Source organism: Schaalia cardiffensis, assembly GCF_016405145.1.
GTDB classification, from domain to species: domain Bacteria; phylum Actinomycetota; class Actinomycetes; order Actinomycetales; family Actinomycetaceae; genus Pauljensenia; species Pauljensenia cardiffensis.
The window spans coordinates 85,767-111,292 of the sequence record NZ_JAEKIA010000002.1 but is presented as its reverse complement, the minus strand read 5'-3'; the positions used below and the strand labels follow the sequence as shown (position 1 = coordinate 111,292).

The window sequence follows — 25,526 nt, the reverse complement described above, 5'->3', positions numbered from 1 at the left end:
CTTCGCGGGGCTCATGGGGCGGGGTCCTTCCGTCGGTTGAGGTCCGCCAATCCTATCGGAGCCCGTTACCATGGTGTCTGGTGTCTTTTGCGCGCCCGCCCCCATAGCCCAATTGGCAGAGGCAGCCGACTTAAAATCGGCGTGTTGTCGGTTCGAGTCCGACTGGGGGTACCGTGTGTTTTCTTTCGTGTCCCTGTTTCACCTCGGCTCTGAGCAGGGCCCGCTCTCCCGAGCAAGCCCCTTTTTCTCTCCCCTCCCCCACTCAAGCACTCCGCCCTCGTCGATTGACGAGGGCGGAAGCGAAGGAGCAGTGAAGAGCAGCTGTCAGGCGAGCGACATGGCGATGCCGTCGAGGATGTCGTGCTCGGAGGTGATGATTGTCGAGATGACAGTGCCCCGCGCAGCCGCTCTTTCAAGGACTCGTGTGACGATTCTGCTCCAAATGAGCGCGCCGCCCGCGATCACGTCTTGGCGTCCCTCGGGCATGAAGCCCAGTGCGGCCTTCACAGCGATGGGCTGATCAACCATGAAGCGGATCGCCTTCTCCGTCTCTTCGAGGCTCAGGCGCGCGCCGTGGATGAGCTCAGGCTGGTAGGCGGTCAATCCCAGGCCCTGCGCGGTCAGGGTCGTGATCGTTCCGGCAACGCCGATGAGGGTACGTACCCGGTCAATGTCGACGACCTTCTCTGCTGCGTCGAGTTGTTCGTCGATCCAGGCGATCGCACGCTCCTGATCTTCAAGAGGAATGCCTGCCTCGGGCGAGCAGTGCGCGAAGAACTTCTCCGTCACCCGCACGGCACCCATGTCAATGGAGATCGCCTGGCGCACCTCACTGTCCCCGAGGACGAGTTCCGTGGAACCTCCGCCGATGTCGACGACGAGCATCGGGGCGGTGGCACCGGCTCCGAGGCCAGAGACTGCGCCGGTAAAGGACAGAGAGGCTTCTTCGGTTCCCTCAACAACCTCTGGTTCAATGTTCAACACTTCGCGGACTGCGGCAACGAAGTCATCGCGGTTCTCTGCGTCTCGCGAGGCCGAGGTTGCGACGAAACGCGTCGCTGTCGCACCGAGTCTGGAGATCATGCGCTCGTATTCGACGATCGCGTCGATCGTGCGGTCGATGGCCGCCGGGTCGAGCCTGCCGGTTTTGTCAACGCCTTGTCCTAGGCGGACGATGCGCATCTGGCGGGTGAGGTCTTTGAGGTAGATGGAACCATCCTCTTTGCGCTCCGCGTCGGCGACGAGGAGTCGGACGGAGTTGGTTCCGCAGTCAATGGCAGCTACTCGAGTCACTGGAAGATTCTCCCACAGATGCCAGATCTTGCCCTATGGGTGCTGCCCGATCAGACCTTGTGGGAATTGTCGAGGGCGGTGTCGCACCCCTGGATGGCGTGCGATTCAAGCGGCGCGTTCATGCCAAACACGCAGGTAGAACAGCATTCAAGGCTGTGAGTCTGCGCTGTGAAATGCTGCCCTGAGACAGCAAGGCCCTGAACTCGCGCTCAGTGGAAGCAGGGGCTCGTAGGACCAGTGCTGAGGCGGAACGTATTGAGAACCCGCACTCCAGATGCGCCCCTCAGGAAAACCATGAGCCGAGTGTCGTTGCGAGACCAGGCTGCTAGCGCCGCAAGACCATTGCGCGCCAAGAACAGCGCTCACTTTTCAACAGTCCGCGTTCAGCAAGAACTCCGCTCAGCAAGAGCAACGTTCCCTGCTCCACAGTCCGCGCTCGGCCAGCATCTCCAGGGCGAGGTCGCCGATCGGGTTCACCCCGGGGCCTGCTGCGAGGGCGTGCCCGACGAGGGCGTGCAAGCACTTCACGCGAGTCGGCATGCCCCCAGCGGAAACACCCGCGATCTCCTCGACCTCACCGAGCTCATCGCGCCGAGCAATATAGTCGCGGTGTGCCCGAGCGTAGGCGGCCGCAATATCCTCATCATTCGTGAGGAGCTCATTGAAGCTCTCCATGATGTGCTCGGCCTCCAGAACCGAGCACCCCTTCACGATCGGAGGACAGGTCAAGTAGAAGGTCGTCGGGAAGGGCGTTCCGTCCTCAAGACGGGGGGCGGTCTTCACGACGAGGGGCCGACCGCACACGCAGCGTGCGGCAATGCCAACAACTCCTCTGGGGACTCGGTCGAGCTGCTCACGAAGCACTTCAAGATCGGCAGGGGTCGCGATGTTCGGGTCTGTGGGGTTGGTGGTCACTGCGCGTCCTCCTGGGTGTTCTCGGCATTCGAGTCCGTTTCGGACGAGTCTGCCGCCCCGGATTGAGCGGCGGGATCCGAGTGCCCGTCCTCGTCTATCTTCGCATGGTCGGCTTCCTCCATGAGGATGGCGACAACCTGGAGCCACGGGCGTGCAGGCCCTTCCACTGGGGCGGCCGCGACCTGCGCCAGGTCCTGGTATCCCTCACCCGGATCCACGACCGTGTACTGGGTCTCCCCCGGCTTAACGTATCCGAGCCTTTCGCGCGCCTGAGAGGCAATGAACTCAGGGTCGTTCCACAGTTCCAGCTTCTCCTGCATCTGAGCGTTGCGCTGTTGTGCGAGCTGTACCTGGATGGTGATGGCGCGCAGTTCTTCCTCCTGTTTCATCCACACGTACAGCTTCGGCACGAGGAGCACCATGACAACCCCAAGGAGGAGGATGAAGGAGAGCCAACGGACAGAAAACCTTTGACCGCCGAGTTCGAAAGACTCGCCCTTAGAGAGGAAGTGCTGACGACGCGGAGCCTTTTCCTTCTTCTGTGAGCGTCCCTTCCCGCTTTGTCTCACGGGACGGGGGCCGTTGAGAGGCCTTTCCCTCGAGGAGGGCGCGTTTCGTCGTTCGCGCAGGGCGCGGGCGCGTTCGAGTCGTTCTTTCGGATCGGATTTTTCCGGTGTGATCGGGGTATTCGTTTCCCGTTTTACGCCACGAGAAGGCTGCGGGGTGACGCGTTTCCTCGTCGAAGATGCACTCGCGTTCTTCGAGGCCTCGCGTTCTTTCATCCGAGTCTCGTGTCCGTCCGCAGCCCCGCCGCGTCCTGCCGGTTTCTTCCCGCGAAAGGCCTGTAAAAGGCCGCGTTTCCCCGTCGACGACACACCCGTGGTCTTCTGGGCCTGCCCTGAATCTGCGGCGCCTCGCCCTTGCCCGGCAGATCCGCTCGCAGATGAGTCCTTCTCCTGGGCGCCCGCGTGAGAACGCCCGGCACCGCTGGTACGGTTCGGTCGTCTGGGCGCATGGGGGCGCCCCTCACGCGGGGAAGAAGCCATGCGTCCAATGGTGCCTTAAGCGCGCTCCTGCGTCTCTTCGACGTACCGATGACCCCGATGAAACACGCGTGCCCCGGACCACACGGTCCGGGGCACGCGTCGATCAGAAGATCAGACGGGACTCAGGCTCACGCCCTCGCGTCTCAGAAGGAGGCGCGAGGGAAGGAGGAGGCGCCCGCGTACACGGCGGAATCGCCGAGCTCTTCTTCGATGCGCAGGAGCTGGTTGTACTTGGCGACGCGCTCGGAACGGGCCGGGGCGCCGGTCTTGATCTGGCCGGAGTTGGTTGCAACCGCGAGGTCGGCGATCGTGGTGTCCTCGGTCTCGCCGGAGCGGTGCGAGGTCATCGAACGGTAGCCGTTGCGGTGTGCTTCCTCGACAGCGTCGAGAGTCTCGGTCAGAGAGCCGATCTGGTTGACCTTGACGAGGAGCGCGTTCGCGGCACCAAGCTCGATGCCCTTGCGCAGGCGCGCCGGGTTGGTGACGAAGAGGTCGTCGCCGACGAGCTGGACGCGGTTGCCGATCTCAGCGGTGAGAGCCTTCCAGGCATCCCATTCGTCCTCGGAGAGCGGATCTTCGATGGAGACGAGCGGGTAGTCGGAGATGAGCTTCTCGTAGTAGGAGACCATGTAGTCGGTCGAGCGGCCTTCGCCCTCGAACTGGTAGAGGCCGTCCTTGAAGAACTCGCTCGAAGCGACGTCGAGCGCCAGGCCGATATCGCGGCCAGGCTTGAAGCCAGCCTTCTCGATGGCCTCAATGATGAGGTCAAGAGCGGCGGCGTTGGAGTCGAGGTTGGGGGCGAAGCCGCCCTCGTCGCCAAGACCGGTGGACAGGCCACGGCCCTTGATGACGGACTTGAGGGTGTGGTAGACCTCAGCGCCCCAGCGGAGGGCCTCACGGAAGGTGGGGGCGCCGATGGGGGCGATCATGAACTCCTGAATGTCAACGTTGGTGTCCGCGTGGGAACCGCCGTTGAGGATGTTCATCATCGGGACGGGCAGAACGTGAGCGTTCGGGCCGCCGAGGTAGTGGTAGAGCGGGAGGCCCGCAGAGTCAGCTGCGGCGCGTGCGACGGCGAGGGAGACGCCCAGGATGGCGTTCGCGCCGAGGCGCCCCTTGTTGTCGGTGCCGTCCAGGTCGAGCATCGCTTCGTCGATGTGACGCTGGTCGGAGGCGTCCTCGTCAATGAGTTCGGGGGCGATCACATCGGTCACGGCATCGACGGCGTCCTGAACGCCCTTGCCGAGGTAACGGCCCTTGTCACCATCACGGCGTTCGACGGCCTCGAAGGCGCCGGTGGAAGCGCCGGAGGGCACAGAAGCACGCGAAAGGGTGCCATCTTCGAGCATGACCTCAACCTCAACGGTGGGGTTACCGCGCGAGTCGAGGATCTCGCGAGCTCCAATTGCCTCAATCCTTGCCACGTCATTCTCCAATCGATCAATTTCGTGGACGATGTCCAGTGCTAACGGTAGTACGTCACACCCGCCTTGGCCTACTGCTTTTTCAAATCAGTATCGAGGCTTCGCCTCATTGACGACGAGGACGGGGCCCGGGCGCGACAATGGTCCCTAGGTCACACTTTCCGCGAGGAGGGAAGAATCACACGTCCCACGTGCGGGGCACGAAGTGTTTCCGGCAGATATAGCGCGCTGTCGGCGTATGCAGCTGCGAATGCAGAACTCAGTTCTGCGGTCGCGGGGCTCCTCCGCCGTTGAGGAGGTTGTGTGTCGACGTGGTGGCCTGGACAACATCACCGAAGAGCGGAGTGAGGGTCTGTCCTTCGGCATCCATGGAGGCGTAGCGAGGATTCACCTCAAGCTCCATCGTCTCCTTGAGCTGCGCGTACGCTTCTGTCATCGCTTCGCGCTGCGGCTCATTGAGCTGACCAAGCAGCTGTTGGACCAGCGTAGAGCGAATAATCTCGCGCATGACCGGAGTGAGTTCACCCTCTTCGGGCGCCTGAATCCTGCCCTGTTCCACCAGGGAAGCGAAGTAGAGATCGACTTCCTGGTCACTGACCGTAATACCGATCATCTGAGCGGCAGCGTCGATCGTTTCCACGTTCACAAGGGTCGGCACCAAGGAGGAGGAAGTGAGAGTACCTCCAGTCATGGCGTTGTATTGGGCGGAGGCCGCGGCAAGATCTGACTCCGAGTAGGAGACGCCGTTCAGGACGAAAGCACTTCCCGGGTGAGCGGAGCAGGCTCCGAGCCCAAGAGCGACGACGAATGATGCGGCGATAACGGCCGCTTTCTTCACAGTGAACACCTCAGTCCTTCCTCACGGCTGCCCGATAGGGACGCGCTCCAGTCTAAGCCCCGAGTCGCCTCACACACTTTTCCTCACTCCGCGCACGTTGCGTATTCGATTTCGGCTCGCGCCTTTTGCCCTCCTCAGGCTCTGCCTTCGCTGAGTCCTCGATGCTTTTCACGCATTTTTCGCCGCTTCGAAGAGCGAGGGCCCTCTTCACAAGCAGAACTGCGAGGAGAAGACGAGGGCGCCTCCAAGAAGACACAGAAACAAAGGAGGGCTCAGAAGTCACGGCTCAGGATGAGAAGGGCGTCAAAACCTTCGTCACGAGGGTCTCGACCCACTGAAGGAGCGCCTCATCAACGAGGGGAGTCCCCCCGATCCTCTGCGTCAAAGGAAGAGGCACGAGCACCTGACGAACCGCAGCTTTGATGACCGAACCCGGATGGAGGCGTTTGAGACGCAAAACCTGAGAATCACGCAACTCCACGGGCCCGACACGCACGTACTTGCCCTGCGTGACAATCTCCTCAATCCCAGTGGAACGCACAAGGCGGCGCAGACGCGAAATGAGGAAAAGGAGCTCAACCTCGCGAGGCAGAGGGCCATAACGGTCGATGAGTTCCTCGCGAACATCCACCTCCTGCTCAGGAGAGGTGATCGCCGCGATCTTCGCGTAGACCTCAAGACGCAAGCGCTCTCCGGGCACATACTCCTCAGGAATATGGGCGTCGACGGCAATATCGAGGCGAAGATCGGTCTTCTCCTCTCGAGCCTGCCCCCGGTAGGCGGCGACCGCGTCGGCAACCATGCGGACATACAAGTCGAAGCCAACTCCTTCGACGTGACCGGACTGGGCTCCCCCCAGAAGGTTCCCGGCCCCTCGGATCTCAAGGTCCTTTTGTGCGACCGCCAGGCCCGCCCCCAGGTCAGTGTTCGCGGCGATCGTCTTGAGGCGCTCATGCGCGGTCTCTGTGAGGGTCTTATCCGCCGGGTAGAAGAAGTAGGCGTAAGCGCGTTCGCGCCCGCGCCCAACTCGTCCTCGTAACTGGTGCAACTGGGACAGGCCGAACACGTCGGCGCGGTCCACGATCAAAGTGTTCGCGTTCGAAATGTCGAGGCCCGTTTCAACGATCGTCGTGCACACGAGCACGTCGAACTCGTGGTTCCAAAAGTCGACGATCACCTCTTCAAGCTGATGCTCGGAGAGCTTGCCGTGTGCGACGCGCACCCTCGCCTCGGGCACGAGTTCTTGAATATGGGCGGCGACCGAGGCGATCGAGTCGACGCGATTGTGGACGAAGAAGACTTGGCCGTCGCGCAGGAGCTCCCTGCGGATCGCCGCGCTCACCTGGGCGTCCGTGTAGGCGCCAACGAAAGTGAGGACCGGTTGGCGCTCTTCCGGGGGAGTTTGGAGGATCGACATTTCACGGATCCCGGAGACCGCCATTTCTAAAGTCCTCGGGATCGGGGTTGCCGACATGGACAGCACATCAACATCCGTGCGGATCGCTTTGAGGGTTTCCTTGTGTTCGACGCCGAAGCGCTGCTCCTCATCAATGATGACGAGGCCGAGAGCTTTAAACGAGATTGCGCCGGTGAGCAGCGAATGCGTGCCGATCACGAGATCGATTGTGCCTGAGGCGAGCCCTGCTTTGACTTCCTCGGCCTCTTTCGGTGTTGAGAAGCGTGAGAGCGCCGCAATGGTCACGGGGAAGCCCGCATAGCGTTCAGTGAAGGTCTCAATGTGCTGCTGGACGAGCAGGGTTGTCGGCACGAGGACCGCCGCCTGTTTGCCGTCCTGGATCGCTTTGAAGGCTGCGCGCACGGCGATTTCGGTCTTGCCGTAGCCGACATCGCCGGTGAGGAGACGATCCATCGGGATCGGCTTTTCCATATCGGCCTTCACCTCGTCGATCGTGACGAGCTGATCGGGGGTTTCCACATAGGGGAAGGCGTCTTCGAATTCACGCTGCCAGGGGGTGTCGGGCGCGAAGGCGTGGCCCTTCGTCGCCTGGCGGGCGGCGTAGAGGCGGATAAGTTCTTTCGCGATCTCGTTGACAGCCTTCTTCGCTTTTGCTTTGGTCTTCGCCCAGTCGGCGCCGCCCATTTTCGTCAGGCTCGGCTGGTCAGAGCCGGTGTATTTCGAGATCTGATCGAGGCAGTCGCTGGGCACGTAGAGACGGTCGCCCGGCTGGCCCCGCTTCGAAGGAGCGTATTCGAGGACGAGGTAGTCGCGCCTCACCGCAGCTTCACCGCGTCCGGTCGTGCGCGATACGAGTTCAATGAAACGCCCGATACCGTGCTGATCGTGAACAATGTAGTCGCCCGGTGTGAGCGAGAGGGGGTCGACGCCCTTCTTGCGGCGCGAAGGCATCCGACGCATGTCGCGAGTGGAGGCCCCGACTCGGCCCGTGAGGTCAGATTCGCTGAGGATCGCGAGTTTGAGTTCGGGGGCGACGAAACCGGATCCGGCTTGCGCGGTGGTGACAACGACCGCGCCGGGCTGGGGGGCATCGAGGATGTCATCGACGAGGGTCGCCGGCACTTCGGCTTCGGAGAGGATCGTGCGGATACGGCGCGCCGGTCCTGGGCCCTCGGTCGTGACGACGATGGTCCACCCATCTTTCGCGAGTCCGCCGAGATCTGTGCAGGCGGCGGCGAAGTCCCCCCGGTAGGGGCGCACCTCACGCGCTCCCATAGCCATGAGTGAGGAGGAGACGACCAGCGCTCTCGTGTCCTTTTGGGCACCGGACTCGTCCTCTTCGCTTTCGCCCAGCGCTTCAGCGAGTTCAGCGGGCGGCAGTGCGCTGAGTTCCCACCAGGGGCGCGAATCGGATGCCCAGAGTTCGTCGAAGTTGAGGAAAGATGCCTGTGAGGCTTCGAGGGGGGTCTGGGCGCCTTCGGCGGCCACGGACCATGCTGCGGCGAGGAACTCTTCGGTGGTGGCGAGAAGGTCCGCAGCCCGGGCGCGCACGCGCTCGGGGTCGGAGCAGATGATCGGTGAGCCTGCGGGGAGAAGATCGAGGAGGCGCTCCATTCCAGAGCTCAAAACTGGTGCGAGGGACTCGATCCCGGGAGCGGGGATGCCCTCGGAAGCGAGGGCGAGCATCTCAGCGGCACCGGGCAGTTCAGCGGTGAGTTCACGGGCGCGGGCGCGTACCGCCCTCGTCAAGAGCAGTTCCCGGCATGCTGTGGCCCACAGGCCATCATCGAGGGCGCCCAGGGTGCGCTGGTCTTGGACGGAGAAAGCGCGAATCTCATCGACCTCGTCATCCCAGAGTTCAACCCTGACGGGGTGGGCCTCTTGGGGTGGGAAAACATCAAGGATCCCGCCTCGGATCGAGAGTTGCCCACGGCCCTCGACCATGTCGACGCGCTGGTAGCCCAGTTCGCCGAGTCGACGGGCGAGGTCAGGCAGGTCGACTCGGTCGCCGACGTGGACGCGCACGGGTTCACGTTCGGCGAGCCCTCGGATGACGGGCTGGAGGAAGGCTCGGATCGGGATGACGAGGATGCCAAGCGGCCCCGCATGCGGATCGCCTTCGACGGGGTGAGCGAGTCGGCGCAGGACCGCGATGCGTCGGGCCATGGTGTCGACCTGCGGTGAGAGTCGCTCGTGCGGAAGGGTTTCCCACGCGGGCAGCATCTCGACTGCGTCGCTCCAGGAACGCAGGGCCGCAGTCAGGCGTTCGGCCTCGCGCCCCGTCGCTGTGAGGACAACGAGGGGAAGATCACTACTTGCCTGTGCGAGGGCGGCGAGTGCGGGCGGGCGGACTCCGAGGGGGGCGACCAGGGTGGCGTTCCGTTTTGAGGCGAGAGAGCCCGTCGCACGGTCGAGGGCCTCGTCGGTTCCGATGAGTGGGGCAAGGCCGGTGAGTTTCACGCGCGAGTGCTCGCATTCTTCGAGTGGAGTTCCTGCTGGGTGTGCGCAAAGCCGCAGGTGACGATGGATTCGACGAGGTCGGCTGTCTCTTCGAAGGTGACCTCCCATTCGGGCCGTTCTTTCGAGGGGATCGTTGAAAGAACGAAGTCGACGACCTCCATGCGGCCCGGTGGCCTGCCGATGCCGATGCGCAGGCGGTGATAGTTCTTCGTGCCGAGGACCTGGGAGATGGATTTGAGCCCATTGTGTCCGCCCTCGCCGCCGCCGAATTTGAGTCGCAGCTCGTGAGGGGGGAGGTCGAGGTCGTCGTGGATGACGAGGAGGCGTTCGGCGGGCACGTCGAAGAACCTCATGAGCCGGCCGATCGGCCCTCCCGAAGTGTTCATGTACGAATCGGATTTCGCGAGGATGACCTTCGGGCCGGGCGCTCCCCCTGGCAGGATCCCGAGGCGCTCCTGGACGATATGGGTTCCCGTTCGGTGTCCGCTCCACGTTTCGCCGCATCGGCGTTGGAGGACGTCAACACTGAGGTGGCCGACGTTGTGGCGGGTCGAGGCGTATTCGGCGCCGGGGTTGCCGAGGCCGACGACGAGCCATGGAGAGGTGGGGGTCATGCTTCTGATTCTGCCATCCTGTGCGAGCCGATGCCCCATTGAGGGGCGCTTGCCACATCGAGGGGGCGCAGTCCCGCGTCCTTCGCCAAGACGTTGTAGAACTCTTGTGCCCATGCGGCGTAGGCCTGCGTGTTCGGGTGGAACATGTCGGCCGCGTGGTAGTGGAAGGCGTAGCTCGCCAACGGCCAGGATTGGGAGAGTGCTCTGATGTCTACGAGGCCCGCGCCGTGGGCTCGTGCTTCTTCGGCGAGCAGTTCGGACATGTCCTGGGCTCGCGCGTCTTGGCTCATCGGCGCGAATGAGGGGATTGTGGAGACGAGGACCCGTCCTTTGAGGGCGTCGAGGATTCTGGCGATGGCGAGGCTGTAGGCGCTGGGCGTGATCTGGGGGACCATGACGTCATTGCCGCCGATCGTCAGGGTCACGAGGTCGGGTTCGTTTCCGGGATCGAGGAGCCCGAGGCCTCGCATGAGCGGGATCTGTCCCATTTCCACTGATTCGGTGGTGGCCCCCGATAGGGAGATGTTGATGAGGGCGACTTTTTGGCCCTTCGCCGTTTCTATGGCGGAGGCAAGACGCGCCGGGTAGCTTTCTTCCACGCTTGAAGCGCCGATTCCTTGGACGGAGGAATCTCCGAGGGCGACGTACACGAAGGGGCGCTGGGCATGTGTGTTCTCTTCGTTCTTCGCTTCCGCGTTCTTTTGGTCTTTGTCTTCCTGGGCGCCAGTATTGCCTTCTTGCCCGTCGAGGTCGCTCAGCCATTTGAGGGTCGCGAGGGAGTGGCTCTCCCAGGCTCGACGGTAGGCGCCGCGCTGACGGTCGAGTGCGAAGAGGCGCTTCGCGGCGACTCCCACGCCGAGGATGCTCGAACCGGCGAGTCCATATCCGATGGAACGCTTGACTCCCATGATGTCTCCTCTCTGGTCTCACAAGTCCTTCAGGCTCCCCGCTGCGCAGCTTCGAAGCGCTGGAATCCCTTTGGAGCGGACGGAGCCCGCATACCTTGAGTTCACACCGTGACAGGTTTTTCGCGCACAACAGACCGGCAGGCGGGACACTCTCGCGAAGGACGCTCCCCCTGTCTCGATCCTTCTTGTCGTGGTTTTGGGAATGCTCATAGGGTGGCGGTTTGGAATCCAGTCGACGAGCGCGCCTAGGATAGGGCACGCTCCTCGACCTTCTTCGACTCCAGGTGACTGATGTTCCTCCCCCACCGCTCCCCCGGCCAAGACTGGCTCGGCGTCCTCATTGCAATCCCGGAGCCCTGGGTCACCCAACTCACCGAATTGCGCCTGAGCCTCGGTGATCTCCAGGGCTCTCGAGTGCCCGCGCACATCACGATCCTGCCGCCGACGCCCTTCCCCACCGGGGAGCGTCCAGAGGTGATCCGTCACCTGCGCGAAGTCGCAAAGCATCACAGCCCCTTCCGTGTGACCCTCAAAGGCTCTGATTCTTTCCGTCCTCTTTCCCAGGTCGCTTTCTTGTCCCTGAGTGAAGGCGCCGCCGAATGCGCGAATCTCGCCGACGAAGTCCGCACCGGGCCTCTCGACATTGAGCAGCGTTTCCCCTACCACCCGCATGTCACTCTCGCGCAGGACGTGGATGACCCCGCGCTCGACCTTGCCCTCGACCTCGGCGCGAACTTCGAGGCCTCCTGGCTGGTGCCTGGCTTTCGCCTCGACCGCGTCGACGAGAACGGCATGTACTCGACGATGGCTCTCTTCGACTTCGAAGCTTCCTCCATCTAAAGCCCCGTCTACGCCCGGATTCGCCGCCAGCTCACAAGCTTGCCCAGGGCGCCAACAACACCCGACTTTAGGGCCGGAACGCGGCCTGGAGGAGGCAGCGGGCGTCGAACCACCGAGCGTGCACCAGGCTCTTTGCCGCCCACCCCTTGAGGGTTCCCCGCTCCCACAAGCAGTGCCGAGATCCCCTATGCTCCTCCCCGCGCACAAGCCTCGCCCCGCACTCGTTCATCGAGGACGGGGCGAAGCTGTGAAAGATCTCAGAAGGAATAGCTCACCGTGACAGGAGCATGATCTGAAAAACGCGAATCGTATGAGGGCGCACGGCCGATAACGAAGTCCTTCGCCGCGGACGCCATCGCAGGAGTCGCGAAATGGTAGTCGATGCGCCACCCCGTGTCATTGTCGAAAGCCTTGCCGCGCTGTGACCACCACGAGTAGGGGCCCTGCACCTCACCCGCAAGCTCGCGGACGACGTCATGCCATCCCGCGTCGAGCCATTCCTCGAGGAAGGCGATCTCCTCGTCGAGGACCCCGGCCCGCTTATTGTGGTTCGGCGTCCAGTTCTTAATATCCGCCTTGGAGCGGACGATATTGAAATCACCACACACGAGGGTCTTACCGCCCTCACTCAAAAGTTCCCCCATGCGAGTCGCGATGCGCGGCATATGCGCCATCTTCGCGTCCTGCCTCACTGTCCCCTTCTCCCCCGAGTGGAAGTAGGCGGACACGAGGCGACAAGACTCACCACCGGAGTTCACGGTCGCTTCGATCCAGCGGCCCGAGTCCGCTTCGCTCTCCTGATCGTCGAGGCCGTGGCGAACATCAACGATGGAAAGGGCTCCCCGGCGCACGGCGATCGCCACTCCCGCTCGGCCCTTAATGCGGCTGGGTTCGCTCAAAAGCTCCCACTGGGGCCCGAGGATTCCCTCCGTGATCTCCGGTTCGGCGCGCACCTCCTGAAGGAGGAGCACATCGGGCGCCTCGGTGGCCAGCCAATCGGCAAGGCCCTTACGGGCTGCGGCGCGCACGCCGTTCACATTGCAAGTCGAGATCTTCATGCGTCCTTCTCCACAGAGTCGGGAACAACCATCGTGCCGGTGCCCTCGTCAGTCATCACCTCAATGAGGACCGAATGCATCTGACGCCCGTCCACCACGTGAACCGCGTCGACACCGCCCTCGATCGCCTGAAGGCAGGCCTGAACCTTGGGGATCATGCCCGAAGAGATCGCATCCCCCAGGGCCCGCAATTGCGAAGGCGTCGTATGGTGCAGCAAAGAATCCGGATCCGGATAATTCGAGTACACGCCCTCAACATCGGTGAGCATGAGGAGCTTGGAGGCGCCCAGGGCGACCGCCAGGGCCGAGGCCGCAGCGTCCGCGTTGATGTTGAGGACCTGACGCGCATTGTCCTGATCGATCGCGATTGACGAGATCACGGGAATGCGCCCCGCGTCGAGGAGTTCAAGGACGGCACTCGGGTCGACGCTCGTGATCTCGCCGACAAGGCCGAAGTCAATCTCCTCTCCTTTCTCGTCGACGCCGGTCCTGCGTTTCGCATTGAACAGTGCCCCGTCCTCGCCGGAGATGCCGACCGCGAGACTGTCGCGCTGATTGAGGCGCGACACGAGGCGGCGCTGCACCTGACCGGTGAGGACCATGCGGACGATCTCCATCGCCTCAGGGGTCGTGACACGCACCCCCTCGCGGAAGGGTGTTTCAATGCCGAGCTTGTCGAGCATCGCGCTGACCTGGGGGCCGCCCCCGTGCACGACCACGGGGAACATTCCGACGTGCTGGAGGAACTGCACATCGGAGGCGAATGCCTCCTGCGCATCAGGATCGGTCATCGCGTGCCCGCCGTACTTGATGACGACAATGTCGCCGCGGAACTCGCGCATCCACCCGAGTGCTTCACCCAGGACTCGGGCCCTCTGCTCACTGTTCAGATGCGGGGCTTGCGCCTCAGCCATGATTCTCCTTCACCACCTGTGCACGCCGTGAATGTGTTCGTCCCGTGCCACACGTGTTCTTGCCGTGTCAGTCGCCAAGGGTTGCGACCATGACCGCCTTAATCGTGTGCATGCGGTTCTCCGCCTGATCGAAGACGATGGACGCGGGGCCCTCGAAGACTTCGTTCGTCACTTCCAGTTCACCAAGACCGGTCGCCTGGAAGATCTCCTCGCCGATCGTCGTATTGCGGTCGTGGAAGGCGGGCAGGCAGTGCATGAACTTCGCATTCGGCGCGGCCTTCGCCATGAGTTCCGCGTTCACCTGGTAGGCGGAAAGCAGGGCAATGCGTTCATCCCAGACTTCCTTGGGTTCGCCCATGGACACCCAGATGTCGGTGTGGACGAAGTCCACTCCGGCGACGCCCTCGTCAACGGACTCCGTGAGGGTGATGCGCGCGCCCGTCTCAGCGGCGATCTTCTTCGCGCTCGCGATGCACTCCTCATCGGGCCACAGCTGCTTCGGGGCGACGATGCGGACATCCGCGCCGATCAGGGCGCCGTTGACGAGGAGGGAGCGGCCGGTGTTGAAGCGCGCATCGCCGACGTAGGCGTAGGACACCTCCGAGAGGGGTTTGCCCGCGTGCTCGCGCATCGTCAGCGCATCGCAGAGCATCTGCGTGGGATGCCAGTCATCGGTCAGGCCGTTCCACACGGGCACACCGGAAAGCTCAGCGAGAGTATCGACCTTCGCCTGCTCATCACCGCGGTACTCGATGCCGTCGAAGAGGCGGCCGAGGACCCTCGCGGTGTCGGCGACGGACTCCTTGTGTCCGATCTGTGAGGCCGTCGGGTCCAGGAATGTCGTGTGCGCACCCTGGTCGGCGGCCGCAACTTCGAAGGAGCAGCGGGTCCTCGTCGAAGTCTTCTCAAAGACGAGGGCGATATTGCGTCCCTTGAGGCGAGGGACCTCTCGCCCTTCCTTCTTCTCCGCTTTCAACTCGGCCGCGAGGTCGATGAGGGACATCCACTCGGCGGGAGTGAAGTCGATCTCGCGCAGCAGGTGGCGTCCGTGGAGGGGGTGTGTCATGTGTTCGTGTCTCCTCAAAGTCGGGGTGCGGATACGGTATCGCGGATAATCGGGCAGGTCATGCAGTGGGCGCCGCCTCGGCCACGGCCGAGCTCATTGCCGGGGATGGTGAGGACTTCGAAGCCTTGGGAGGCGAAGTAGTCGTTCGACGCGGTGTTGCGCTCGTAGGCGATAACGACCCCCGGTTCGAGGGCGAGCAGGTTCGAGCCGTCATTCCACTGTTCCCGCTCAGCAGTCAAAGAGTCAGCGGGAACTGTGAGGATGCGGATCTCGTCGAGGCCGAGGGCGGAGGCGATGACGGACTCCATCTCCTCAGCCTCATGGACGGTGATGTCGAGGCCTCCGCGAGCGCCTGGGCGGATCGACTGGGTGCGGACGCGACCAAGGCCCGCGTACGCGGTGAAGACTCCCTCGTCGAGCATTGTGAAGATCGTGTCGAGGTGCATTTGGGCGCGCTTCTTCGCGATCTGCAAGACGATGACCTCACGTGCGGCGCCCCCGTTGAAGAGGCGCTGCGCGAGACGCTCAATGCCCTGTGCGGTGGTGCGTTCGGAGGCGCCGATGATGAGGGCTCCGTTGCCCGCGTTGATGATGTCGCCGCCCTCGATCGTGGCCGAGCCGTCAAGGGTTCCATGCTTCCAGAAGGGAATGTCTTTCCCGGCGAAGCGGGGGTGGAGGCGGTAGACGATCTCCTGGTTGATGGTCTCACGTCGACGTGCGGGCTTGCGCATGGAGGAGACTGCGACGCCGCCTGCGATCCAGGAGGAGGTGTCTCGGGTGAAGAGGTGGTTCGGCAGGGGCGCGAGAATGAAATCGTCAAGGCCAAGGCCCGAGACCCACGCGGAGCGCGGCTCTGCGATCCTCTCAAGGAGTTCACGTTTCGTGAGTCCTTCAATGAGCATTCCCGCGAGTTCTGCGGGCGCAAGGGCCGCCGCGAATCCACGGAGGGCGTCGAGTGCGGCGGGCCCGACCGTGCGCTCAGTAAAGACGAGTTCGAGGGCCTCCTCGCGCCCGTCTTCCACTTCGAGGGCCTCGGTGAGCAGGTCGGTGAAATAGAGGACCTCGATGCCGCGCTTGCGCATCAGCGAGGTCATCGCGTCATGCTCGGCTTGGGCGCGTTCGAGCCAGATGAGGTCGTCGAAGAGGAGCTCGCCCATATTCGATGGGGTGAGTCTGTTCATCTCCCGGCCCGGACGGTGCACGAGGACCGAACGGAGCGGGCCAACCTCGGAGGTGACCTGTGGTTGCATGACTGTTTTCCCTTCTGAGCGCAAGGCGGGAAGGGACCGGTCGGCCCCTTCCCGCTGCCTTCACTTCGCGCCGCGTTCGGCGGCCTCCACGACATTCGTCACGAGCAGGGCCCGGGTCATCGGGCCCACTCCCCCGGGGTTCGGGGAGAGCCAGGAAGCACTCTCATCGACCCCCTCGGCAATGTCACCGGCGAGACGGGACTTCCCGTCCTCGCCCACGATCCTCGATACGCCGACGTCGAGGACGACCGCTCCCGGCTTCACCATGTCCTTCGTGATGAGGCCAGCGCTGCCTGCGGCTGCGACGACGACATCGGCTTGTCGGACCTGGGCGGCCAGGTCCTTCGTTCCCGTGTGGCACACAGTGACGGTCGCGTTCACCTCGCGGCGGATCAGGAGCAGCCCGATGGAGCGGCCGACCGTGACCCCACGACCGACGACGCACACGTGCTTGCCTTTGAGGTCAATCCCGTGACGTGTCATGAGTTCAATAACAGCCCTTGGCGTGCAAGGAAGCGGCGAATCGATCGGCCCCGAACCGCGCAGAACCAGACGCCCCAGGTTCGTCGGGTGCAGGCCGTCGGCGTCTTTCTCCGGGTCGATCCGTTCAAGAACCGCGTTCTGGTCGATCCCCTTGGGTAAGGGGAGTTGGACGATGTAGCCCGTGCACGCCGGGTCGGCGTTCAAACGGTCCACGGCGGCCTCGATCTGTTCCTGGGTGGCGCTTGCGGGCAGGTCCACGCGGATCGACTCAATGCCAACTTGCGCGCAGTCGCGGTGTTTGCCCGCCACATAGGTGACCGAGCCGGGGTCTTCGCCCACGAGGATTGTGCCGAGCCCGGGAACGACGCCGCGCTCGCGAAGCACCGCAACCCTTTCAGCGAGTTCGGCCTTGATGGCGTCGGCCGTTGCTTTCCCGTCGAGGACCTGGGCGGGCCCGTTCCACGGCGCCCTCATTCGCCCAGCCCCGCGTAGAGCGGATGCGCGTCGGTCAGGGCCTTCACGCGTGCGCGCAGGCCATCGACGTCAACGGCTGCGCCGGACGCGCCCTGCACGAGAGTCGTACCAATAATGTCGGCGACCTCGGCGAAGTCTTTCGCGTCGAAGCCGCGGGTCGCAAGAGCGGGGGTGCCGATGCGCAGACCGGAGGTGACTTTCGGGGGGCGAGGATCGAAGGGGACGGCATTACGGTTGACGGTGATCCCGACCTCGTGGAGGAGGTCTTCGGCCTGCTGGCCGTCGAGCTTCGAGTTCACAAGATCCACGAGGACGAGGTGAACATCTGTGCCCCCGGTGACGAGGGTGATTCCCGCGGCTTTCGCATCATCGGCCTTCAGGCGTTCGGCGAGGATCTGCGCGCCCTCGAGGGTGCGGCGTTGACGGTCCTTGAACTCTTCGGTCTGCGCGACCTTCATGGCGATCGCTTTCGCGGCGATCGCATGCATGAGGGGGCCGCCCTGCTGGCCGGGGAAGACAGCGGAGTTGATTTTCTTTCCCCATTGCTCGCCACGAGACGAGAGGATCATTCCCGAGCGGGGGCCGCCGAGGGTCTTGTGCACGGTCGTCGTGACGACATCGGCGTGGGGAATCGGAGTGGGGTGGAGCCCGGCTGCGACGAGGCCCGCGAAATGCGCCATATCAACCCACAGGGCGGCACCGACTTCGTCTGCGATCTCGCGGAAGGCCTGGAAGTCGAGGTGGCGCGGATATGCGGACCAGCCCGCGATGATGACCTTCGGACGCTCACGCACAGCGGCCTCGCGGACCTTCTCGGGTTCGATGCGCATCGTCTCAGGGGAGACCTCGTAGGCTGCGGCATGATAGTTCTTGCCGGAGAAGTTGATCTTCATGCCGTGCGTGAGGTGTCCGCCGTGGGCGAGGGACAAGCCGAGGATCGTGTCCCCCACATTCGCCATCGCCATGAGGGCCGCTGCGTTCGCCTGGGCGCCCGCGTGAGGTTGGACATTGACGAAGTCAGCGCCTGTGAAGACCTGCTTCGCGCGCTCGATCGCGAGGGATTCTGCGACATCGACTGCTTCGCAGCCGCCGTAGTAGCGTCGGCCCGGGTAGCCCTCGGCGTATTTGTTCGTCAGCACGGATCCTTGGGCTTCGAGAACCGCGCGGGGAACGAAGTTCTCCGAGGCGATCATCTCGAGGGTCGTGCGCTGACGTTCGAGTTCAGCGTCGAGGACGGCCCGGATCTGCGGATCGAGCTCGGCCAGAGTCATGTCATTGAGGGAATCCATAGGGTTCTCCTTGTTGTGGAACGTCCGATTTCTCGCTCGGCATTCGGGCCCAGGCGGGCGGCCCCAGTACCTGTTCATCGCTCCCCGGTGGTTCCCCACCTGTTCGCCAGTCACGACCCCACCACTGTATCGCGGAGCGCTCCCTTCAAGCAGAGTGATCCATCCGGCGGGGCCTTGGGCTCTGCTTGTTTCGCTTACGTTAGGAGTTGCGGGCTGCGGGGCTGTTCAGTCGGTCGAGGTTATTACCTCGTCTCATGTGCGCCAGAACTCGTTCCCGTTTGCACCTGGACGTGACGCCCTGCTTCTTCCGCTCAGCCGTCATTCCTTGCTTAGCCCCGTTTGCACCTGGACGTGACGCTTGTGACGGGGGAAGGAACCTGGGCCTTAGCCAGGAGCTCCTCAGTTCAGCGGGCGAAGACGACCGTCCTCGCCCCGTCGAGGAGGACACGACGCTCGGCGTGCCAGCGCACCGCCTGCGCGAGGACGCGGCGCTCAACATCTTGACCGAGGGAGACCATGTCCGGGGTCGAGTCCGCGTGGGTGACGCGGGTGACGTCCTGCTCGATGATCGGCCCCTCGTCGAGGTCGGGGGTGACGTAGTGGGCGGTCGCGCCGATGAGTTTGACGCCGCGGTCGTGGGCTTGGGCGTAGGGGCGGGCGCCCTTGAAGGAGGGAAGGAAGGAGTGGTGGATGTTGATGATCCGCCCGGCCATTTCCTCGCAGACCTTCTCGGAGAGGATCTGCATGTAGCGGGCGAGGACGATGAGTTCAACGTTCTCAGAGCGGACGAGGTCGAGGAGTTCAGCCTCCGCCCGGGCTTTCGTGTCCTTCGTGACAGGAATGTTGAGGAAGGGAACTCCGTAGAACTGGGCGACGGGCGCGAGGTCGGGGTGGTTGCCGACGACTGCGACGACCTCGATGGGCAGCTCCTGGGAGCGTTGGCGGTAGAGCAGATCGGTCAGGCAATGGCCTTCGCGTGACACCATGATGATGGTCCTCAGGGGCCGCCCGAGGTCGTCAATGTTCCAGGTCGCTTCGAAGCGCTTCGCGATGTCCGCCATTGCTTCTTCGACGGGTGCTCGCCCGACGGGTGAATCGATTTCGACGCGCATGAAGAACAGGCCCGAATCCGGGTCGCCGAACTGTTGGGACTGAATGATATTGCCCTCGACCGAGCCGATAACGCCGGAGACCGCGTGAACGATGCCCGGCTGATCGGGGCATGAGAGTGTGAGGACGAGCTTCGAAGGCGCAGCAGTTTCAGTCATGGAGCAAGGTTAGCCAACTTGGGGGTGCGTCGAAGAATCGCCCAGGGTGAGGAGGGGCCGTAGGCTCGAGGAAGTCCGAGGGCTGGTGAATCGGCTCGCCAGCGGACTGTTCTACGCTTCTTCACCTCAGAGAGACTTCTTTACCAGAGTCGAGGGCACTCGCTGGGATTGGAGGAGCTTATGTCGCTCAAAGGCTGGGCGTGCGAGCTCGTGGGTCCTCTTGTTTAGAGCTGGGCCGCAGGGCTGGGGATAGCTTGCAAGAGCTCCCTGGCTGGGATGTTGCGTGGAAGCTCTGCGGGCGCTGTCAGAATGCTGCACCCCGTCGGCTGAGAGCTGGGTCGCTGGGCTGTCCGACTGAGCTGAGCCGCCACTGCAAATCTTTCCCGACTGGGGTGATCCGACGCTGCGAGGGTGACGCACGTGATACGCGCGGCGGCCGCAGACCTTGTGGTCTGCGGCCGCCTTCCCCCTCATAGGGGCGCGATGCGAGTCGAGGACTCGCCCCACTCACTTGATGAAGCCGAGCGCCTTAACGGCGTCGTACTCCTCCTGGAGGGCCTTGATGTTGTGGTCGATGCCTGCGCGGGTCGCCGCGCAGATCTCCAGGCCGTCAACGATCTGCCATTCGCCGCCGTCGGAGGTGACGGGGAAGCCGAAGCACAGGCCCGCGGGAACGTCGTAGTGGGTGCCGTCGGACATGACGCCGGCGGTGACCCACTCGCCCTCGGGGGTGCCGTGGATCCACGAGTACATGTGATCGATTGCGGCGTTCGCAGCGGAGGCAGCCGAGGAGGCCCCACGAGCCTCGATGATGGCGGCGCCGCGCTTGGCGACGACCGGACGGTAGGTTTCGGCGAGCCAAGCCTCATCGACGAGCTCGGTGGCAGGCTTACCTGCAACGGTCGCGAAGGAGACGTCCGGGTACTGGTCGGCGGAGTGGTTGCCCCACACGACGACGTCCTTGATGTCGGCGACAGCAGCACCAGTCTTGTGGGCGAGTTGCGCGACAGCGCGGTTGTGGTCGAGGCGCATCATCGCGGTGAAGCGGGAGGCCGGGACGTCCGGGGCTGCGTTCTGAGCGATGGTGGCGTTCGTGTTGGCCGGGTTGCCTACGACGAGGACGCGAACGTCGTCTGCGGCACCGTCGTTGATGGCTTTGCCCTGGGGGCCGAAAATACCGGCGTTCGCTTCGAGAAGATCAGCACGCTCCATGCCCTGGCGACGCGGCATGGCACCGACGAGGTAGGCGACGTTGGTGCCTTCGAAGGCCTTGGTGGCATCGTCGAAGATTTCGACGCCGGCAAGAGTCGGGAACGCACAGTCATCGAGCTCCATGGCTGTGCCCTCAGCGGCCTTCACGGCCTGGGGGATTTCGAGGAGGTGGAGCTTAACGGGGACATCGGGGCCGAAGAGCTGGCCTGAGGCGATGCGGAACAGCAGGGCGTAGCCGATGTTACCGGCGGCGCCGGTGACGGTGACGATACGAGGTTCTGCCATGATGCGGCACTCCTTAGTGTTGTCGAAAAGGACGCCGGATGTCGACGTCGACAGTGGCGAGCTCTCGCTCGCGTACGGGATAAGCCTAAGCGGAGGAGGCCCCCGAGTGCAGGGCCGCTCGTCCCGGATCGAGAATCGCATTGCACCAGATGCGACTCATTTCGTCACCGGAAGGCGCAGCTCTTTGAAAAGTCGTCGTGCACGACACGAGACCTTCTCACTGAAAGGCCGCTCCTGCGCTCTTCGCGCAGGAGCGGCCCCTCCGTTTCGGATTCGCTGCGAAGACTCAGCGAATCTCGCCGACTCTTGAGTTCCTCAGCGACTCACCTGCATCGCGGCATGGCAGGGTTCACGCCCGATTTGCGCGATAGAACTCGATGAGTCCACGAGTCGAGGAATCCTGGGCAGCGAGTGCATCCGTATCGCCCGTGATCGCCGGGAGGATCTGCTTGGCGAGAACCTTACCCAGTTCGACGCCCCACTGGTCGAAGGAGTCGATGCCCCAGACAGCACCCTGAACGAAAGTGATGTGCTCATACAGGGCGATCAGCTCGCCGAGGACGCGCGGAGTCAAAGATGCGGCCATGATCGAGGTCGTCGGGCGGTTGCCGGTGAAGACTCGCGCAGGAATGATCGCCTCGGGAGTGCCCTCAGCGCGTACCTCCTCCGAGGTCTTACCGAAGGCGAGGGCCTTCGTCTGCGCGAGGAAGTTCGATAAGAACAGCTCGTGCATATCTGCCTCGCCGTCCTTGAGTGGCCACGCCGGATTCGCGAAAGCAATGAAGTCCGCGGGGACCATGCGTGTGCCCTGGTGGATGAGCTGATAGAAAGCGTGCTGCCCATTCGTGCCGGGTTCGCCCCAGAAGACCTCGCCAGTCTCGTAGGTGACGGGAGTGCCATCGCGGCGCACGGACTTACCGTTCGACTCCATGGTGAGCTGCTGGAGGTAGGCCGGGAAACGATGCAGGTACTGGGAGTAGGGCAGGACCGCGTGCGTGTCCGCGCCAAGGAAGTTCGAGTACCAGACGTTGAGCAGGCCCATGAGGAGCGGGACGTTCTGCTCAGGGGCGGCGCTCAAGAAGTGCTCATCCATCGCGTTGAAGCCCGCGAGGAACTCCTCGAAGCCGTCCGGGCCGATCGCGATCGCGAGGGAAGTGCCGACCGCTGAATCCACGGAGTAGCGTCCACCGACCCAACTCCAAAAGCCGAAGGCGTTATTCGGGTCGATGCCGAATTCGGCGACCTTGTCGAGGGCTGTTGACACTGCGACGAAATGCTTCGCGATCGCTTCCTTCTCCCCCGCTTCATCCTGGGCGAGGCCGCGCTCACGCAAGCTCGAGAGGAACCAGTCGCGCACGACCTTTGCGTTCGTGATCGTCTCCAGGGTCGTGAAAGTCTTTGAGGCGACGATCACGAGGGTCGTTTCCGGGTCGAGATCTTTCGTCGTCTCGCCCGCATCGGTCGGGTCGATGTTCGAAATGAAACGGCATTCGAGCCCCTCGCGGACGAAGGGTTTGAGCGCCTCGTAAGCCATGACGGGGCCGAGGTCGGAGCCGCCGATACCGACATTCACGATTGTCTTGACCGCTTTGCCGGTGATTCCCACCCATTCTCCTGAGCGCACGCGGTCGGCGAAGTCATAGACCTTCGCGAGGACCTCGTGGACATCTGCGATCGCGTCCTGGCCGTCAACGATGAGTTCGTCGGTGTCGGGGCGGCGCAGTGCGGTGTGGAGGACCGCACGATCCTCAGTGGTGTTGATGTGTTCTCCGGCGAACATGCGGTCACGCAGTTCCGCAACGCCGCATTGCTGCGCGAGGGCGAGCAGGTCAGCGAGCACGCCCTCGTCAATGAGGTTCTTCGACAGGTCAACGCGCAGATCTGCAGCTGTTTTCGTCCATCTCGACGCGCGATCCGGGTCGGCCTCGAACCAGGCGCGAAGGTCGGGGTCGAAAGCGTCAGCGCGGGCGTCGAGGGCCTCCCAAGCGGCGGTCGTCATCGGATCGAGCGTGGGGATGGTCATGGGTTCTCCTACTTCGTTGATAGGGCGAGCGGGGTCTTGAGTTGGGCCTTGAGTTGATGGGAATTGCGAATTCGATTCGAAGCTCGGGGCGGTATCACTCCTCAGAATCAGCGATCGAGATCCTCAGGGCGGGCATCCCCGGGTCCTGCATCGATACGATCCGCTGGATGCGGGTGAGTTCGCACCACCACTGGTCGAAGGGACGACGGTTGACGATGTCGAGGTCGTCGAACATGTTCTTCACGAGACGCGCTTCAATGTGGTTGCCGATCTGGCCGATGTACACGCCCTCAGCCTCACCCCGGGTGAACTGGTTCTGAAGGTGCTCCAAAGCGCGGTTCGTGAGCCTGGTCGCGAGAAGCCGATCGAAGGGGCTGGGCGCTCCGCCCTGCTGCAGGTGCCCGAGGGCGGAGTGGCGGACATCGTAGTAACCCTCGGATTCGGCCTCGTACACGGAAGCGAGGAACTCTCGGTCGTAGAACTTCGAGACGGCTTCGTTGACGAGGATGAGGAAGAGCCTGCGCCCATCCTTGAAAGAGCCGACCATGCGACGCGAATCTTCAGCGATCTTCTGCAGGTTCGCCGCGTCCTCATTCAGGTAAATGTATTCGGCGCCCGAGGACAAAGAACTCATGAGCGTGAGATAGCCGCAGCGTCGTCCCATGATCTCCGCGATGAAGCAGCGTTTGGTCGCGGCAGCCGATTCCTTGATGCGGTCGAGCGCCCAGGTCGCATTATTGAGCGCAGTGTCAGCGCCGATCGACAGTTCTGAGCCCGGGAGATTGTTATCAATAGACGCGGGGATGAGCACCATCGGGATCCGGAAGGCCGGGTAACGGTCGCGCTCATTCATCATCGCGTGCACCGCGAGGTAGGCGTTGAGACCGCCAATGACGATCAGGGCGTCGAGTTCATTACGTTCAATTGCTCGCCCCAGGGAGTAATACTGCTCGATCTCGGGGACCTCCCGACGGGTGCCGAGTTCAGCGCCACCTTGGAAGGCCCATCCCTCGACGTCGCCCCAGGTCAGTTCCCTCACGTCGTTGTCGGCCAGGCCCCTCCAGGAACCTCGAATCCCGAGCATCGTCCAACCGCGGGCGATTCCCAGTCGCACGGCAGCGCGGGCCGCCGTGTTCATGCCCGGGGCGAGGCCCCCTGCGTGGAGGATACCGATACGGCGGGGGGTGCCCGTCGCCTCGGGAGTGAGCTGCGGGGGCGTTGAGAGGATGTCGTTGACACCCACCATGGCCGTGAAGGACACGCCGCGCGCCCTTTGCGCGCCCTCGAAGTCTCCAGCCTTGATGAAGTCTTTGACTGCTCTGGTCTCTTGCACGGCCTTCATCAGGGGAATGCGGGTGATGCGATTGTGGCGGACGCCCAGGATGCAGGGCACGGCTTCGGGCGTTGTCGTGAGGATCTCCTGCACGGCGGCATAGCCCAGCAGGGTGGACATCCAACGGTCGTAGGCCGAGGGCGAGCCGCCGCGCTGCACATGGCCGAGGATCGTGACGCGCGCATCCTCACCGGTCTTCTCAGTGATGGCGTCGGCGATGTGCTGAGTCGTGAGAAGGTTGCCGTCGCGGTCGGTAGCACCCTCAGCGACGAGGACGATCGACTCGCGGCGCCCCGCCTCGCGTCCGAGGCGCAGATGTTCGGCGAGGTCGTCCTCCCAGCCGGGTCCCGCGGGATTCTCGGGGGTGAAGACGTAGTCGGCTCCGCCCGCCACGGCCGCCATGAGCGGCAGGTATCCGCAGTGGCGCCCCATCACTTCAACGACGAATGTGCGCTGGTGGGATGCGGCGGTGGATGTGAGTTGGTCGAGGGCGTCGACGATACGGTGAAGGGCGGTATCCGCGCCGATTGTCATATCGGTACCGACCATGTCGTTGTCGATGGAGCCGACGAGGCCGACGACAATGAGCGCGGGGTGTGCTGCTGCCTCTTCTTCGCTGATGACGCCCTCGTCGACGAGCTCACGCACGTGCTGGGGCCATTCCGTGCGGAACTCGTTGGTGCCGGAGAGGGAGCCGTCGCCGCCGATGACGACGAGGCGATCAATGCCGTGCTCGAGGAGGTGGCGAGCGGCGGCGTGGCGCCCTTCGTACTCGCGGAACTCGGGGCAGCGGGCCGTACCGATGACGGTACCCCCTGCCGAAAGAATGTTCGACACATCAGACCAGCCCATCGGTTTGATGGAGTCGCCGCCGTGGACTGCGCCGGCCCACCCTTCGAGCACCGCATAGGGGCGGGCGCCGACCGCGAGGGCGGTGCGGATCACTGCGCGTACGGCGGCGTTCATGCCCTGAGCGTCTCCGCCGGAAGTGAGGACGCCAATGCGGAAGTCGTCGGATGCGTTGAGCTGCGAGGAGATATTCATGACGTGTCGCTCCATTCTCAATGGGTTGGGCCGAAGGCCGTCCTGGTCCAGTCTATGACGAGTCCCACTCAT

The 25,526-nt window shown here is 63.5% G+C and carries 19 protein-coding genes, 1 tRNA gene and 1 riboswitch; of the genes, 2 read left to right on the top strand and 18 right to left on the bottom strand.

Annotated features, from left to right (window positions below):
- The first annotated feature begins 97 nt into the window (after nt 1–97).
- Nucleotides 98–171 (top strand) — tRNA-Leu (locus JFX23_RS01745).
- Between the two features lie 153 nt (nt 172–324).
- Here JFX23_RS01745 and JFX23_RS01740 read toward each other — a convergent pair.
- The 8 genes from JFX23_RS01740 to JFX23_RS01705 form a co-directional block, all read right to left on the bottom strand.
- The gene (locus JFX23_RS01740) at nt 325–1,293 is read right to left on the bottom strand and encodes a Ppx/GppA phosphatase family protein (RefSeq protein ID WP_198775453.1); all 969 of its coding nucleotides are present in this window, start codon (nt 1,291–1,293) and stop codon (nt 325–327) included.
- Between the two features lie 399 nt (nt 1,294–1,692).
- Nucleotides 1,693–2,208 (bottom strand): DUF501 domain-containing protein, encoded by a 516-nt coding sequence (locus tag JFX23_RS01735; RefSeq protein ID WP_198775452.1) that lies wholly within the window; start codon nt 2,206–2,208, stop codon nt 1,693–1,695.
- Nucleotides 2,205–3,254 carry an FtsB family cell division protein gene (locus JFX23_RS01730; RefSeq protein ID WP_198775451.1) on the bottom strand — a complete coding sequence of 350 codons (1,050 nt, stop codon included), beginning with the start codon at nt 3,252–3,254 and terminating at the stop codon, nt 2,205–2,207. The genes JFX23_RS01735 and JFX23_RS01730 overlap by 4 nt, the downstream gene beginning before the upstream one ends.
- A gap of 143 nt (nt 3,255–3,397) precedes the next feature.
- Complete coding sequence (gene eno, locus JFX23_RS01725; RefSeq protein WP_040313517.1) at nt 3,398–4,678, bottom strand: phosphopyruvate hydratase; 1,281 nt, start codon at nt 4,676–4,678, stop codon at nt 3,398–3,400.
- A gap of 259 nt (nt 4,679–4,937) precedes the next feature.
- The gene (locus JFX23_RS01720; protein ID WP_198775450.1) at nt 4,938–5,525 is read right to left on the bottom strand and encodes a cytochrome P450 family protein; all 588 of its coding nucleotides are present in this window, start codon (nt 5,523–5,525) and stop codon (nt 4,938–4,940) included.
- A 277-nt stretch (nt 5,526–5,802) separates the two neighbouring features.
- Complete coding sequence (gene mfd / locus JFX23_RS01715) at nt 5,803–9,393, bottom strand: transcription-repair coupling factor (protein ID WP_198775449.1); 3,591 nt, start codon at nt 9,391–9,393, stop codon at nt 5,803–5,805.
- Nucleotides 9,390–10,007 carry an aminoacyl-tRNA hydrolase gene (gene pth, locus JFX23_RS01710; protein WP_198775448.1) on the bottom strand — a complete coding sequence of 206 codons (618 nt, stop codon included), beginning with the start codon at nt 10,005–10,007 and terminating at the stop codon, nt 9,390–9,392. Before pth ends, mfd begins: the two co-directional genes overlap by 4 nt.
- On the bottom strand, nt 10,004–10,915 hold the full coding sequence (locus JFX23_RS01705; RefSeq protein WP_198775447.1) for an SGNH/GDSL hydrolase family protein: 912 nt from the start codon (nt 10,913–10,915) through the stop codon (nt 10,004–10,006). The genes pth and JFX23_RS01705 overlap by 4 nt, the downstream gene beginning before the upstream one ends.
- A 291-nt stretch (nt 10,916–11,206) precedes the next feature.
- On the opposite strand from JFX23_RS01705, the gene JFX23_RS01700 reads away from it, so the two are divergent.
- The gene (locus tag JFX23_RS01700; RefSeq protein ID WP_005962121.1) at nt 11,207–11,755 is read left to right on the top strand and encodes a 2'-5' RNA ligase family protein; all 549 of its coding nucleotides are present in this window, start codon (nt 11,207–11,209) and stop codon (nt 11,753–11,755) included.
- A 257-nt stretch (nt 11,756–12,012) separates the two neighbouring features.
- On the opposite strand, the gene JFX23_RS01695 is transcribed toward JFX23_RS01700, so the two are convergent.
- From JFX23_RS01695 to JFX23_RS01650, 10 genes are all read right to left on the bottom strand, one after another.
- Nucleotides 12,013–12,813, bottom strand: coding sequence for an exodeoxyribonuclease III (locus tag JFX23_RS01695; protein WP_198775446.1), 801 nt, complete (start codon nt 12,811–12,813; stop codon nt 12,013–12,015).
- Nucleotides 12,810–13,727 carry an acetylglutamate kinase gene (gene argB, locus JFX23_RS01690; protein WP_005962123.1) on the bottom strand — a complete coding sequence of 306 codons (918 nt, stop codon included), beginning with the start codon at nt 13,725–13,727 and terminating at the stop codon, nt 12,810–12,812. The genes JFX23_RS01695 and argB overlap by 4 nt, the downstream gene beginning before the upstream one ends.
- Before the next feature lie 67 nt (nt 13,728–13,794).
- A complete protein-coding gene (gene argF / locus JFX23_RS01685) occupies nt 13,795–14,793 on the bottom strand; it encodes an ornithine carbamoyltransferase (protein WP_198775445.1) in 999 nt (332 codons plus the stop codon).
- 14 nt (nt 14,794–14,807) lie between these two features.
- On the bottom strand, nt 14,808–16,043 hold the full coding sequence (locus JFX23_RS01680) for an arginine deiminase (protein WP_005962125.1): 1,236 nt from the start codon (nt 16,041–16,043) through the stop codon (nt 14,808–14,810).
- 60 nt (nt 16,044–16,103) lie between these two features.
- Nucleotides 16,104–17,000 (bottom strand): bifunctional methylenetetrahydrofolate dehydrogenase/methenyltetrahydrofolate cyclohydrolase, encoded by an 897-nt coding sequence (locus JFX23_RS01675; protein WP_198775444.1) that lies wholly within the window; start codon nt 16,998–17,000, stop codon nt 16,104–16,106.
- Nucleotides 16,997–18,289 carry a serine hydroxymethyltransferase gene (glyA, locus tag JFX23_RS01670; RefSeq protein WP_233050465.1) on the bottom strand — a complete coding sequence of 431 codons (1,293 nt, stop codon included), beginning with the start codon at nt 18,287–18,289 and terminating at the stop codon, nt 16,997–16,999. The genes JFX23_RS01675 and glyA overlap by 4 nt, the downstream gene beginning before the upstream one ends.
- Before the next feature lie 40 nt (nt 18,290–18,329).
- Nucleotides 18,330–18,413: riboswitch (ZMP/ZTP riboswitch) on the bottom strand.
- 280 nt (nt 18,414–18,693) lie between these two features.
- A complete protein-coding gene (gene purU, locus JFX23_RS01665; protein WP_198775443.1) occupies nt 18,694–19,557 on the bottom strand; it encodes a formyltetrahydrofolate deformylase in 864 nt (287 codons plus the stop codon).
- Nucleotides 19,558–20,064: 507 nt separating this feature from the next.
- Entirely contained in the window at nt 20,065–21,054 is a 990-nt protein-coding gene (locus JFX23_RS01660; RefSeq protein WP_198775442.1) for a malate dehydrogenase, read from the bottom strand.
- 349 nt (nt 21,055–21,403) lie between these two features.
- Nucleotides 21,404–23,077, bottom strand: coding sequence for a glucose-6-phosphate isomerase (gene pgi, locus JFX23_RS01655; RefSeq protein ID WP_198775441.1), 1,674 nt, complete (start codon nt 23,075–23,077; stop codon nt 21,404–21,406).
- A gap of 94 nt (nt 23,078–23,171) precedes the next feature.
- On the bottom strand, nt 23,172–25,469 hold the full coding sequence (locus tag JFX23_RS01650; protein WP_198775440.1) for a 6-phosphofructokinase: 2,298 nt from the start codon (nt 25,467–25,469) through the stop codon (nt 23,172–23,174).
- Between the last annotated feature and the right edge of the window lie 57 nt (nt 25,470–25,526).